The 15,142-nt window shown below is 31.7% G+C and carries 12 protein-coding genes and 1 tRNA gene; 11 read left to right on the plus strand and 2 right to left on the minus strand.

All coding sequences use genetic code 25. The features are described 5' to 3' along the window. Positions 1–98: 98 nt before the first annotated feature. The 11 genes from GW846_03490 (at position 99) to GW846_03540 (ending at position 11,622) form a co-directional block, all read left to right on the plus strand. Complete coding sequence (locus tag GW846_03490) at positions 99–2,831, plus strand: prepilin-type N-terminal cleavage/methylation domain-containing protein (protein ID NDK09816.1); 2,733 nt, start codon at positions 99–101, stop codon at positions 2,829–2,831. A gap of 65 nt (positions 2,832–2,896) precedes the next feature. After that, the gene (locus GW846_03495; GenBank protein NDK09817.1) at positions 2,897–3,157 is read left to right on the plus strand and encodes a hypothetical protein; all 261 of its coding nucleotides are present in this window, start codon (positions 2,897–2,899) and stop codon (positions 3,155–3,157) included. 212 nt (positions 3,158–3,369) lie between these two features. Continuing rightward, positions 3,370–4,605, plus strand: coding sequence for a threonine ammonia-lyase IlvA (ilvA, locus tag GW846_03500; protein ID NDK09818.1), 1,236 nt, complete (start codon positions 3,370–3,372; stop codon positions 4,603–4,605). Positions 4,606–4,609: 4 nt separating this feature from the next. Then, positions 4,610–4,960, plus strand: coding sequence for a deaminase (locus GW846_03505; protein NDK09819.1), 351 nt, complete (start codon positions 4,610–4,612; stop codon positions 4,958–4,960). Between the two features lie 8 nt (positions 4,961–4,968). Beyond that, on the plus strand, positions 4,969–5,184 hold the full coding sequence (locus GW846_03510; protein NDK09820.1) for a hypothetical protein: 216 nt from the start codon (positions 4,969–4,971) through the stop codon (positions 5,182–5,184). A 73-nt stretch (positions 5,185–5,257) separates the two neighbouring features. Continuing rightward, positions 5,258–5,348: transfer RNA gene (locus tag GW846_03515), tRNA-Ser, on the plus strand. A gap of 84 nt (positions 5,349–5,432) precedes the next feature. Then, positions 5,433–5,666 (plus strand): hypothetical protein, encoded by a 234-nt coding sequence (locus tag GW846_03520; protein ID NDK09821.1) that lies wholly within the window; start codon positions 5,433–5,435, stop codon positions 5,664–5,666. 75 nt (positions 5,667–5,741) lie between these two features. Continuing rightward, positions 5,742–6,119, plus strand: a complete 378-nt coding sequence (locus tag GW846_03525; GenBank protein ID NDK09822.1) for an endonuclease domain-containing protein — start codon at positions 5,742–5,744, stop codon at positions 6,117–6,119. A 1,325-nt stretch (positions 6,120–7,444) separates the two neighbouring features. Continuing rightward, on the plus strand, positions 7,445–7,915 hold the full coding sequence (locus GW846_03530) for a hypothetical protein (GenBank protein NDK09823.1): 471 nt from the start codon (positions 7,445–7,447) through the stop codon (positions 7,913–7,915). A 12-nt stretch (positions 7,916–7,927) separates the two neighbouring features. Then, the gene (locus GW846_03535) at positions 7,928–11,014 is read left to right on the plus strand and encodes an isoleucine--tRNA ligase (GenBank protein NDK09824.1); all 3,087 of its coding nucleotides are present in this window, start codon (positions 7,928–7,930) and stop codon (positions 11,012–11,014) included. 5 nt (positions 11,015–11,019) lie between these two features. After that, positions 11,020–11,622 (plus strand): hypothetical protein, encoded by a 603-nt coding sequence (locus GW846_03540; protein NDK09825.1) that lies wholly within the window; start codon positions 11,020–11,022, stop codon positions 11,620–11,622. 377 nt (positions 11,623–11,999) lie between these two features. Here the strand turns inward: GW846_03540 and GW846_03545 are convergent, their stop codons facing one another. After that, positions 12,000–14,231 carry an MBL fold metallo-hydrolase gene (locus GW846_03545; GenBank protein NDK09826.1) on the minus strand — a complete coding sequence of 744 codons (2,232 nt, stop codon included), beginning with the start codon at positions 14,229–14,231 and terminating at the stop codon, positions 12,000–12,002. Between the two features lie 118 nt (positions 14,232–14,349). Next, on the minus strand, positions 14,350–15,096 hold the full coding sequence (locus GW846_03550) for a hypothetical protein (protein NDK09827.1): 747 nt from the start codon (positions 15,094–15,096) through the stop codon (positions 14,350–14,352). Positions 15,097–15,142: the final 46 nt, after the last annotated feature.

The following is a 15,142-nucleotide window of genomic DNA, read 5'->3' on the forward strand; positions in this document are numbered from 1 at the left end:
CTATAAAATAATTTATCATCAAGCAGTAATTTAAAAAAAAACTTACAAGATTCTCACATAAAGTTATATTACATAGAACTTATCCTTAAGATAATTTAATGAATAGTGTATTAAAAAAACAAAAAATCACTGCTTTTACTCTCGTTGAACTCATTGTGGTGATAACTATTCTTGCAATACTTTGAACCATTTGATTTATATCTATTCAAAAATATGCTCAATATGCTCGTGAGTCTACTCGACTAGCAGATATGAAAACAATAGAAAAATGACTCGAGTTTTTCCGAACCACTGAGTGATACTATCCTGATCCAGAAAATGCTCAAGCCGTAACTTATAGTTGAGCTACTCTATTTGAGCAATGAATACTGTGAGAAAAAACTGCAGGAATTATTAGAGTAAATCCTCTTCCTGTTGATCCAATTTCTAAACTGCCCTATGCGTATTCTGTATCCTGAAATAGAGGCGAATATCAAATAGCTTGAGTATTTGAAAATCCCGTTACAAGTTTATGACTATTAGGAACTAACGAAACATACGCTGCTGCAAAAAGAACATGATATGTGAGATTATGAGGGAAGTATAATGGAGTATTGACTCTTACTAATATTGCTGGAACAAGTTTTATTCTTGCTCTTCCCTCTTTGTTTACTTCAGATATTACAAATCCAGAGATTAGTAGTATCTTTGCTAGTAAAAATATACTTATAAATGGAGGAACAAATCTACCAGCTCATTATTCGAGTCTAGCTTCTTCTGATACTCTCTCATACACTATGACGTGAGCTGTAAATTTCTGAAGTCCTGATTATATAGTATTTTCTTGAGACTTAAATGATCTAATAAATGAAGCTCCAAGACTAACTTTTTTTAAAAAATTATACAGTATTTATACAAGTTGAGATACTGCTTGAAATAAATACTATGATGAAATAACGAGTCTTAATCCAAGTGTTAATCCTACTAGAGCAAAAAATTATGTTGCTGATGTTATTTGATACTGAGTTGCAGGAATTTTTGTTGAAAACTTTAATGAAAGAGTGATTCGTTGAGCTATTGACTGGTTTAATATTTTTAGTTTTTGAGACATTGGTTTATTGTCTAACTGAATTGAATCCATAGCAGAATGAAACAATGGTGAGATGGTTTTTTGAAGTGATGTTTGAGTAAGTATACTCAAAGATAATGTCTGGAAAAATTTAACAGGAAGTAATACGGCAAATGGACTTAAAAATGATGTAGTGAGGAGAGTATATATTGACCCTGATACATGAGATTATTATTTTTCTCATAATTTATGAGTCAGTAAGTATGATGGAACGGATTGGACTCAGTATCAATTTGGAGGTTTAATTTGAACTTCATGAGCGTGAAATGTCACAAAAGATAAGAATTGAAACTTTTGGATACGAACATGAAAATGACTCATCAAAATAGAAAATGGCACTATGACAGCAATCACGACAACATTGGCTGATCCAAATTTATCATGAGATTTTATTATAAACCCAGCTAAGGATACTCTTTATATTCCTTCAAAAACTTGAGTGGTAGTTTACAATATAGATGCAAACACTTCTACTATTTACAATTATACAAACTCAGATGTATTTTGTGAGACCTGTGGTTGAAATAATGTAGTGTATGAACTACTGCTTTGAAATAACTGAGATGTTTGGATGGATAAGCATTATCAAGAATTATATAATATGAATCTTACGACAGGGAGTGGTACAAGATATACAGATCTCAGAAATGGATCAACATTTTGAAGAACAAACAGAGCAGACTTAGCAAAGGATAATGCTTGAAAACTTCATTTTCCTACCTGAGAAAATATTTCCACATTTGATGGAACAAGCTGGTGACTCATTACTCCAGCAGATGGTATGGTAGGGTGAGAGAAATCATTCGCTTTTTTCGATAAAAAAAATGAGCTTTGGGTTTGAAGTAGATCAGAATGAATCTCAAAATTTAATGGTTCTAACTGGACCTCTTATTCAATAAATGAAGCATTAGCAACCAATACTATTCATGATATCTACATTGATGCTAGTTCTAAAGTATGGATTGGTACTGATATATGAATCTATATAATTGATACAGATAAGACTTGGAAGCTCTATAACACTGCAAATCTTAATTTACATAAAAGTGAGACGAAAGAGTTTCATGAGTATAATGGCAAATTATTTATTTCCCATTGATTTTGAATATCGATTGTAGATCCAACTACGATTACCGTTGATAAAACAATAAATACGTGAGGATGAACATTTTATACAGATAAAGTATGAGATTTATGGATTACAGGTTCAAGTCAAATTAGAAAATATGATGGAACAAACTTTATAACCGTTTATAAAAATTCAGACGGAGATGGCATATTATGAGGTAATACCTATGATATGACTCAGGATGCAGAATGAAATTTTTGGTTTGCAACGCAACAATGAGTGAGTAAGCTTGAAGGAACTAATTGGATAAATTTTGCCTGAGATAATACTCATGAAATAGAATTTTATAATGGCAGTATTTTTGCTGGAGGATTTAATGGAGTGAGAAAATTTAATGGGACAGATTTTACCGTATATCCAACTAGTGCCTGATTACCTTCAAATACGCTTACTGATATGATAATAGATGATAAAGATAATTTATGGATAGGAACAGATAAATGAGTTGTAATTTATCTTCCAGAAACTGAAACCTTCAAAACCTACGATAGCTCAGTGGGAATTATAAACGATTCAATAAATTCAATTTTTATAAAATGAAAAGAAGTCTGGCTTGCAACTGCTGGATGAATAGCAAAATGAATTCTAAAATAATCCCTCATACACTTCTCACACAAATGTAGTCTAGACTACTATGAAATATTTCATAAATAAAAACTATGTACGAAATGACTGAGTATCTACAAAATCTGTATAATGCACTGAAAGCGAAGGATATAGAAAAGATTCAAGAAATTTGAGTATATGTTGAAAATGATGATCAATATGATTATGAAACACATGATGTGAGAGAAATAAATCTACTCGTGGATGATTATATAGAAAATAGAAACGATATTAGTCGTGAAAAAGCACTTATTCTCATTGATGAATTTGATACATGAGATAAAAAAGATGAATTTGCAACGACTGACTATTAAAAGTTTTGTAAATACTGTTTTTTATCTATAATACTTCAAAGCGTTAGAGCAGCTATCACCTGCAAGCTTGAGGAAGAACAGATAATAATCTCAGTAGAACCTCACGAAGTCGAAATACTTCGATAAAAAATAAATCAAGCACAGCTTTAGGTGGTACCTTCATTGCAAAATGACCTCAAAGCATACAAACTCTTATTTTGTATGCTTTTTTTATGCTTACTCTCGAGAACATCACCGCAGCAAAACATAGATTTTGAAGAGTTGTAAAAGATACTCCTTTACAGTATAGTGACCGACTTTCAAAAAAATATGGAGCAGAAATTTACCTCAAACGTGAGGATCTTCAAAAAGTGAGAAGCTACAAAATTAGAGGAGCCTATAATCTCATCTCTTCCCTTTCAGACACCGAAAAACAATCTTGAGTAGTTTGTGCAAGTGCTGGAAATCATGCTCAAGGTTTTGCACTCTCATGCGCTGAACTCAAGATACAGTGAGTCGTCTATATGCCTGTAACCACTCCAGAACAAAAGGTCTATAAAACTCATCAATTTTGAGGGAAATACATTAAAATAGTACTTATAGGAGATACCTTTGATGAAGCACTTTCTGCTGCAAAACAGTACGAACAAGATATGTGAGCTATTTTTGTTCATCCATTTGATGATATGCGTATCATCACTGGTCAAGCAACGATGTGACTTGAAATTTATGAAAAACTCCCTGAACCAGATATGATTATTTGTCCGATTGGAGGAGGTTGAGTTATTTCAGGAATTATAACTGCCAGAAATGTCCTTTGAAAAACTACTGAAATAATCTGAGTTGAACCTGAATGAGCTGCGAGTATGAAAAAAAGTTTAGAAAAAAATGAGAACACAACTCTTTCTAAAATAGATACATTTGTAGATGGTGCCAGTGTTGCACGAGTATGAGAAAATAACTATGCAATTTGTGAGGCAAATAATATCGAAGTTATCAGTGTTCCAGAAAATAGAGTCTGTTCCACTATTCTCGAGTTCCTCAGAGAAGATGGAATCGTCCTAGAACCAGCTGGAGCCATTGAATCAGACGCACTGAAATCATTGTCTGAAAGAATAAAAGGAAAGAAAATAATCGTCATTGTTTCTGGATGAAATCTCGATTTTGAACGACTTCCTGAAATCAAAGAGCGCTCTCTGCGATATGAATGAAAAAAGAGATACTACCTCGTTAAATTCCCACAGAGACCAGGCGCTCTCAAATCATTTCTTGAGTTTCTCTGACCTGATGATGACATAGCTCGTTTTGAATATATGAAAAAATCAAACCGGAATACAGCTCCTGTAATGATAGGAATAGAAGCACTGTGAAATCAGAATTTTGAAGCAATTGAGCAAAATATGCAAGCATGAGGGTTTCAGTTTGAAAATATTACCAATAATGATCTTTATTTTAATCTTTTAGTATAGTGCTATGAAGTATCCAACTGCGCTTTGACCTTATTCTCCCTTTGTAAAAGTATGAAACTTCATATACTTTTCTGGACAAATTGGTTTATGTCCCGATACTATGAAACTAGAAACTACTATAGAGTCACAAACCAAACAAGTGTGTGAAAATATTCTTTGAGTGTGTGAAGCCGCTTGAGTCGAGATAGATAATATATTTAAAACAACTATATTTCTTGCTCAAATGTCAGACTTTGCAAGTGTAAATGAAATATATGGAAGATATTTTCAACACAAACCAGCACGAAGCTGTGTTGCAGTTCGAGAACTACCTGCCTGAGCAAAAGTTGAAATAGAATGTATAGCGTATAAATAAAAAATAGAATGGAAAAAGTATGTCAATTATGAGATAAAGTTCTCGATAGTGGTGCAGTGTATCAATTACAATGCTGACTCATACTGGAATATTGTCAGATAGAACATTTAGAAAGACGCGAAGGAGCAAAAACTTGGGTTCAAAATTTCTCTGCAAAATGTAGAACTATTCTAGAACAATGAGTTCCAGATGAAGAAACCTTAAAACAACAATTATACGGTTAAGTATATGTCCGAAAAGACATAAAACTAGATTCCTTTCCTGTAAGCCTAAAGGAAAGGGGCTACAATTGATTTTGGAAGGGTGGCTGAGTGGTTGAAAGCGCACGCCTGGAAAGTGTGTAAACGGTATACCCGTTTCGCGAGTTCGAATCTCGTCCCTTCCTCCATACATACAAAACTAGGACGTGATGAGAAGTTTATGCCCTTGGGTAAATCTCGTCCCTTCCTCCATTTTACAACTAAAAAAATATATGACTGCAGACTCCTACTCTGATTTCCTCGAAAAACTTCGAGAAGCTCTCGAAAACAAACAAAAACAAAGTGTTGATTACCTTCTTGAATATGCTTTTAGTGGAGCCCTTGCGCAAGACGAAGTTGAAGCACTTGAGGATATTATCTCAGAAGCGACGCTCTACCTCGAACTCTGAGAAGATGACTATAGAGAAACAGCTATTAAATATATTGATAAGCTTGAAGAAAAATAAATATTCCTCACTTGAATTCTCTCCTTTTAGACAAAAGGAAAGAGGCTGCATAATTTGTTCTTGAATAATATAAACATGATAGTACCTGATATTATAAAACAAGCTGCGAGAGATTTACGTAAGAACATGACTCCAGCTGAAAAAAATTTATGGGAATATATAAAATCTTGAAAGTTAGAGTGAAAAAACTTTTTGAAACAAAAACCTATATTTATGTTTGAAGAAGATTCCTGATTTCCTTGATATGTAATTGCTGATTTTATTTGTCTTGAATATAAACTCATTATAGAGATAGATGGGAATATTCACTATACTCCTGAAGTATTAGAACTTGATTTATATAAACAAGAAATGTTACTTGAAAAATGATTTACAGTATTACGATTTAGAAATGAAGAAATACTAAATAATATTGATAAAGTTTTGAGTAAAATTGCAGCCTCTTTCCTTTAGACTTAAAGGAAAGAATTCAAGATAGGAATGGTGTAATATTCCTCACCTGAATCCTCTGCTACGCTTTAACTTCAGAATAGTTGTTACACTCCTTTCTTCGCTTATCCTTTTTTACAAAAGGAAAGGGGCTACACAGAGAGAGTTAGTCCGAAACGACATAAAACTAAAATATTTTAAGTTAATTTTATAAATAAGATGAACACAATGATTACAGATTTATTAAATTCATTTACCCCAGTGGTTATAATATTCATAATAGCATTAATGATAGTTGTTTGGTTTATAGTAAAAGAAAATCATAAACCATCTAAAGATAGAAAGTTTTTTGAGAATAAAAATAAATAAAACTTATGAAAAAAATACTAATAATAATTGGGATTATTCTATTATCTTCATGTACGACTTTGAAGTCTCAAAATAACTCATTTTCAGAGAACGATAGTCTGTCAGAAAAAACAGAAAGTACAGAGTGAAATCTTGAAAGTTTGAGTGAGAAGGAAAAAATTTGAAAATTACTAAAAATATATTGAATTTGATTAGAAAAATTCGATGTTGAAGTATTTTATGATGATTTCTTAACTATAAAATATAGTGCTGATGATTGAATAACAAATAGAATTTACTCAGAAAGCTGAACCGAAATAAGGATTAAAAAAATTGTAGAAAATATTTATGAAATAAATGCACATAAAGAATTTGATAATTATCTCAGTTCTGTCTGAGATATAAAAAATATGAAACAAATTTATGAAATCCCTGGCTATGATTGAGTAAGTTGAAATAGTTTTAAAAGTATACTTTACACAAATAAGTTCGTATATGACTTAGATAAGTGAGAAATAATTGGTAGTGAAGAAAGAATAAATACATACCTTACGCATACTTTTGAAATTAATCAAAATAAAGAAATAATTATAAGAGATATCTCCGATGGAAAAAAATATATGCTTAAATGAGATATTTGAATTGATGATATGTGGAATTATTTTATTGTTAAAGATTGATATATAGCATTATTATCAAAAAATTCTGATAAAGTATTTTACGGAAAAATTACTGACAATGAAAATATTGTTTTAAAATCATATAATTTAGAGTACGAAGAATTAGATTGTGGAGGATGATGAAGCATTGAAATGTATCAGTGATATATTTATATAAAAAATTGAAAAATAGTAACTAAATGAAGTTGCCCGATGTTTTTAAATCATACGATATTTAATTTAGAAGATGAGATATTAGAAGAAAATAATAAGTGGTCAATTGAGTGAGTTTATAATAATTTTTGAGAATTTTATCTTTACTAAATATTTATAGTGAGAAAATTGATCCCCATAATCTGAATATTAATATTTATTACTTCTTGTTCAAGTTCTAAATACTTAGAAAAAAGTAATGATTCTGAAGATAATTTTTCTAAAAAAATTGAGTGTTCATTATTATATAATGATGTATATAGTTCTTTAGAAGAGAAGTATTGAATTATTACTGATTGAATTGATGAAAGTTGAGAGTATCAAATTGAAAATCCAAAGATTTATTACACACCTAAGTTAGATTCTTGTATAGCATACACTGAGATAATTAAAAAAGTTAAATCAGAAAGGGTTAATTTAATATATAATCTAGAAATTACTGATATTTTAACTAAAGAAATTATTGATTGAATAGTTTGCTATATGAATAATAGTTGAGAAAAAATAAACTGAATACCACAATATACTTCAAAAGATTTAGAAGACTTCAATAATTGTACCAAAATTATAAATACCAAATTAGAAGAACTTAAAAACTAACCCCACTCCCCTATGAAATTCCCAAAAGTAAACCAAAAACAATCATTTCCAGCTTTGGAAGAGGATGTACTAAAATTCTGGAAGGAGAATAATACCTTTCAGAAATCTATAGACCAGAGACCAGAATCAAATCCGTATAGATTTTATGATGGACCTCCATTTATTACAGGGACTCCACACTACGGTTCCCTGCTCTCAAGTATCGTAAAAGATATCGTTCCACGATACCACACGATGCAAGGTAAACGCGTTGAGCGAAAATGGGGTTGGGACTGTCATGGTCTGCCTATTGAGGAAAAAGTACAAAAGAAACTTGGACTCAAATCCAATAAAGATATTGAGGAACTTGGAGTGAAGAAGTTTGTTGAGGAGTGTTATACCTATACGACTGAAGTATCAGCTGAGTGGGATTGGTATATCGACCATATTGGTAGATGGGTAGATATGGATAATGCCTACAAGACGATGGACCAAGACTATATGGAGTCTGTTCTTTGGGTTTTTAAACAAATGCACGAAAAAGGAAAAGTTTATAAAGGTCGAAGAGTCTCGCTCTACTCTTGGAAACTCTCTACTCCTATTTCAAACTTCGAAGTTGCGATGGATGACTCCTATGAAGAAGTTTCTAATCCAGCTGTAACCGTAATGTTTCCTCTCACACAAAGTCATAAACACGTACAAGAGTGAGACTATATTATCGCGTGGACGACCACTCCTTGGACGATTCCTGCTCATATGAGTATGGCTCTCAATAAAAACCTCTCATACTCAAGAGTACAATCAGAAGATAAAGTATATATTCTCGCAACTGCCAGAGTAGAAACAGTATTTAAAGGACGAGAGTTTGAAATCCTTGAAAGCTTTATGGGAAGTGATTTAATTGGACTCAAATATACTCCTCCATTTGATTTCTATGTAGGAAAAGTAGATCCAGATAAAAATCATAAAATACTCCACGCTGATTTTATTACAGATACAGATGGGACATGAGTTGGGCATCAAGCTCCAGAATTTGGTGAGGTCGATTTTCAGCTTGCTAGAAAAGAAGGAGTACATATTTCAACAGCTCTTGATAATGCTGGGAATTATACAGAAGAAATACCAGAATATGAAGGTATGCACTACCAAGCTGCCAATGATGTCGTTTCTGAAAAACTCAAAGAACTTGGACTCTTATTTAAGAAAGAATCAATCAACCATAGAGTTGCTATGTGTCCAAGATCTGGAACAAAACTCATCTATAAAGCGCAAGATTCTTGGTTTATCAATATCCAAGAAATGAAAGACAGACTCCTCCAAGAAAACGAAGGAATCAACTGGCAACCAAATCACCTCAAACATGGTCAATTTCTCAAGTCAGTAGAGTCAGCACCAGATTGGTGTATTTCTCGTACTCGATACTGGGGAACTCCAATGCCTATTTGGATGGGAACAGACGTTGAAGGAAATGAAGTAGATATGAAGGTGTTTGGTTCAAAAGCTGAAATAGAAGCTGCATCAGGTATGACTGTGACAGATTTACACCGACCATTTATCGATGAGATTACGTGGAAAGAGGGAGAAATCACGTATACGAGACTTCCAGAAGTACTCGACGTGTGGATGGATTCAGGATCTATGCCGTATGCTCAAATGCACTACCCATTTGAAAATAAATCTCCAATGGAGAGTTCATATCCTGCTGACTTTATCGTAGAGTATATCGGTCAAGTACGAGCATGGTTTTATGTGATGCACGTCGTTTGAGTAGCCCTCTTTGATAAGCGAGCGTTTACGAATGTTATTACAACAGGAATCGTAATGGGGAGTGACTGACGAAAAATGTCTAAGTCATACGGAAATTATCCAGATCCAAAAGTAACGATTCAAAAATATGGAGCTGATGCGATTAGATTTTATATGGCAAACTCCCCTCTCTTAAATGGAGGAAATATGGATTTCAAAGAAGAAGGAATCGTAGAAGTTATCAAAAAAGTCATACTTCCACTTTGGAATACTTATAGTTTCTTCACAACTTACGCAAATATAGATAACTTTGTCCCAACTGGAAAATACACTCCAGAAAATCCTCTTGATGTATGGATTATTTCAGAAACAAACCAACTCATAGCCGATGTAACTGGGTGAATGGAAACATACGAAGTAACAGAAGCAACTCGTCCCATTGTCCATTTTATGGATAATCTCACAAACTGGTATATCAGAAGAAGTCGAAAAAGATTCTGGAAATCAGAAAATGACGGAGACAAAATGCAAGCCTACGAAACGCTCTACGAAGTACTCGTAACACTTACAAAAGTTATGGCTCCATTTACTCCATTTGTCACTGAAAATATCTATAAGAGTCTCACAGGAAATGAATCAGTTCATTTGGAAGACTTCCCTGTTGCAGATACAAAACTTATTGACTCAGAGCTCAATGAAGCGATGTATATCTGTCAAAAGGTTATTAATCTTGGGCTTTCACTCCGAACTGCTCAAAAAATCAGAGTTCGACAACCATTACAATCTATTTCTATCGGATTTGATCTATCTGAGTATTACAAAGAAATCATCAAAGAAGAGCTCAATGTTAAAGCAGTGAATACTGTAGATTCTAGTAGTATCGCACAAAAAATTTGTAAACCAAATGGTCGACTTATAGGTCCAAAATTTGGAAAAGAGGTGAAAAATATTATCTCAGAAGCGAAAAGTGGAAACTTTGAAATTATTGATGAAAATACGGTAAAAGTATGAGAATTTATTCTTGAGTGAGATGAATTTGAAATTGCTTATGTTACTGATGGGGAAAATGATAATATAGAATCAGGATTTGGAATGGTTATCGCGATGGACTTAGAAATTACTCAAGAACTTGCTGTTGAAGGATATGCTCGAGATATTGTTCGACATATTCAGGAAGCTCGAAAAGAAGCCGGATACCAAGTAGATGATAGAATCAAAATAAATATCATCACTCCAGAATTGGATGCTATCATAAACAGCTATGATATTGCTTCTGAGACACTTTCAACACTTGATACGACTCTAAACTCATGAGATATAGAAAAGGAGCTAGAACTTGGAGAAAATACTGCTAAAATTATTCTTAAGAAATAAAATCTATGCTTACTCATGAAGCAATGCTTACAAAAATGAAAAAACTTACTGATAGACCACTAGTACTTAATTTTTATATAGAAGAAGTAAAACACTTAGAAAAAAAAGAGAGTGCACTTCGAGTTTCAGATTTAGATGATACACTCTTTGGGAGAGGAGATCAACTCGAATCAGAAGTAAAGCTGAGAGAAAACAGAGGAGCTTCATGAATAGATGTGATTATAAACGATTTATGATTACATACATTTATACAGGAGCAGTATCATACTGATTTTCCTAGAGATATCCTTGATTTACTCGATCCAAAGATTGATATAATTTTAACTGCAGGGATGGTAGAGTTACAGCGTATGAAAGCTCAGAAAATGCAATTAGATAATTATACCGTTAAAATAGTTGATACCTGAATTGACAAAATTATGGCAGTAATACAATATGTAATTTTTGAACTTAAATATATACCAAGTGAAATTATAGTATATGAAGATAGACCAGAGTATTTTATAGAGTATAGAGAACTTATGGAATCTCTGCTTTGAACGAAGCTTACAATTATGTTTGTTGAAATGAATGGGAATGATGGATATAAAAGTATTCAAGAAGTGTAATAAAAAAGAGGACCCAAGTGGGGTCCCCTTTTATTCTACTCGCTATGTTGAAGCTTTTATTGCCCTACATAATCTTATTTTTACTGGTTTATTCCAGAAGGGCCAAGATTGCCAGTCCTGACTTCCCGACTCAGTTTGTACTCAAGCTCGACGGCTGTTTTCCATACTGCGGGCGAGACAAGTGATCACCTCCGATCAAACCAGGATTTCTTCCGAATTATTCAGGTTGATTGAAAAATTTTTCATAATCATCTCCATTTTTGACTCATACCACCGTGATATAAGTTTAGGCAAATTTATAATACGATTTATTGCCAAGTAAGTCAAAGTATTTTTAATAAAAAAACTCAGAATGAATTCTAAGTTTTTTTTTATAATTATTTTATAAAACCGTTATTAACTATTTTTTTAGACCTTGGAAATGGAATTTCTATAATATCTCAAGGAGCTGGAATTTTAATAGATTTTTTATTTCTAACTAAAGGATCTACAGCAAGTTTAAATCTATCATTTCAACCATGAACTATAGTAGTGACTCTTGCAGCACTAGAGTTTAAATACTTAATTAAAGTGGACTTTCAAGCATGTCATGAAAATCAAGATATATCTTGTATTCTAGATCTTACATTAAATATTTCTCCATCAATAATAACTTGGGAATCAGTTTTAAGCTTTCAACCTAAAGATTCTGGTGGAGCATATCAAGTAAAAATAATTGTTGAATCTACCTTACTTGTTAATCATTTTAAATGTTCAACTACAGGTCCTCATTCACACATTCATCCAGATGAAACATAAATCTTTGTTCTTCTATCTTTTTTCTTAGAATCATTTATATTTTTATAATCATCAATAAGAAGTTTAGATTCTTTAGGTTTTAAAAATTTTATTTTTTCTTTTCAAAATCTTTCTAATTGTGATTCTGGAGTTAGTTTATCGTAAATGTCAGGTTTAAATACTTGAAACACTGTTCATAATGCGTGAGAAAGAGGACTATCAGAAATAATCGTTATATCTAGTCTATCTATCTCTCATTCATTGAATTGGATTTTTTCTTGAATCACATGAATTTCAGCTTGTATTGTTTCTAAGATCTCAAATTGTTCATCTGAAATATTTTCATTTTCAGTTCAATTATTACTTTCACCATGAGATTTTTTGAGTTTTTTAAAATCCTTAATATCTTTTTTATAATTTCTATTTTCCTCAATGAGGGCTTTTCTTCTAGGTTCAATAATATGTTCTATATAATCTAGAAGCAAGAGTAAAGTATCTTGTGTTCGTTGTAGAGCGAATGTAGGAAGAAGAATATGTTTTCAAGAATCAAGTAATACATCAAATAATTTTTGAATAGATTCTAAACTATCTGGATGTTCCTTATCAGCGTATGTCCCTTCAACTTCTAAAAATTCGTATTCTCAGCTTGGAAATTGTATATTTCAAGCATTATTTCAACCGTGTTCTCGTCATAAATCTCATGATATTCTGTATCTTAAATTTTGTTCTCTCGTTTCTTTTCAAAAGTTTTGAGTATTATCTCATTTTAAGACTGATTCAACTCTTACAGTAAACTCAACTTGTACTGATCATAAAATATGTCACGCATCAAAAAGTTCTAAAAATATTTCCCTTATTTTTGGAGTTTCTTTTAAATCTTTTGCTCAAACATGTGAAGAAACAAAATCTAATTTAATTATCTGTTCTGGACTCAATGTTACTATTGAGTGAACATCTCAAGAATCTTTAGGAATTCTTCAATTTAAATCATCTGAGATTCTAACATCAGAATTTGTTTCAAAAAATTCTTCATACTTAGTCCCAGCAACATTTCATGTCGATAAAATATCTTCATCATTCACCAATGCGTCCTCTTCGATATCATCTTTGATTCAAAATATATCATTGAACAAAGGTTCAGTGAGGAGAAATCATTTATCTCAAGTAAATAAAAATATAACATCATTCTTTGAAAATAATGGTTCAATTACGTTTCATAAAAGTAGACTAATATCACCATCTACCCCTTCAATATCTCAAATGAATTCGTTGAGTTTGTCCTCTCAAAGTTCATTTAAAACATTAGTATTTTCTTGAGATAACTTATCTTTTACTCATTTTTTAAGTCAGTTATCATAAAGTTTCTTTAAATTGGTTACATATTTTTTTACTTTTCTATATCTATCCCCGTCTCGTTTATTTTGTTCAATCGAATTTAAGTAATTATCTAACATTAATTTTGCTGAATCTTTCAAAGAAATTTCAGCTAATGCTTTTGTTTCTGGTGTCATTATAATTTTTCCAGTAAATCATAGTTTTGTAAGCATTGGTAATCTTCAAACATGATCGAGATGAGCATGAGTGATAATAATATAATCTGCTTTTAAAATTTCTGGATCAATATTTTCATTTAATTCTCATAATTTTTGTCCTCATTGGTACAATCAAAAATCAACAACTACTGATATAAACTTTCATTGAGTATCTTGAAATTTTATAATTTTGCATGATCCTGTTAAAGGAGTTTCTTGATTATCATCTTCTATTCAACCTATATATTTTATTTTCATTCAAGCAAAAGTATCTCTAGATTTATTTTTTTTCTCCAACATATGTTTTATTTACAAAAATACATTATTACTATAAATTATTTATACCAACTGTCAAAATTATTTTATAATATAAAAAAATCTCAGAATTAATTCTGAGATTTCTCTATAAAGTTTGTAATTATTTTTTAGCGTTTCTATTTGCATTATGCTCTTTCACTGGATCAAGTTTCATTCCTTCAAGTTCCTCGATATTTGATGTAATCTTTTTAGATTCAGTATCGAGCTGTTTCATATCAGCTTCAAGCTCCTTTACTTGAGTTTGTAGTTCTGTGATTTGAGACTTAATTTCTTCTTCTTTTTTTGCTTTATTTTCAGTGTCAGAAGCAATAGCTTCTTGTCTCTTTTGAAGCTTAGCTATAGTAGCAGACAATATATCATTGAGACTTTCATGAGAATCAGAAAGTATTTTAGTTTCAGTATTTTTTTCTGTCACTGGAGCTTCACTTTGAGTTTTATTTGAAGTATCATCGCTCATAAGATCCATTCCAAAATCATTTTGTTCAGATTTTTCAGCTACTACTTCGTTGCTAACATTTTGATTCGTTTCTGGGAGTGTATCAATCTCCTTTGAAAAATCGAGGGAAAATTCTTCATTTTCAGATTCTTCGTTTTCATCTGTAGATTGAGGAATCTGTGAAATTTCTTCTTTTAAAGGAGCATCTTCCATTTCCAGAATTGTTTCATCAGTGTAAGAATCTTCAGTAGCTTGAGCCTCTGCTTTAGATGTTTCAGTTTCTTTTTCTGAAGTTGAATCAGTATTTTCATCTCAAAAATCAAAACTAAAATCCATATCCGATGAATCATCACTTGAATCATCGGTTATGATAAGAAGCTCTTCGTCTTGTGTTGTTCCTGTTTGAGCCATAATATGTTTATATTTAAATTATAGATGAGTGTATTGTAACATAATA

The sequence above is a fragment of the Candidatus Gracilibacteria bacterium genome (genome assembly GCA_010119145.1).
GTDB lineage: Bacteria > Patescibacteriota > Gracilibacteria > BD1-5 > UBA6164 > JAACSU01.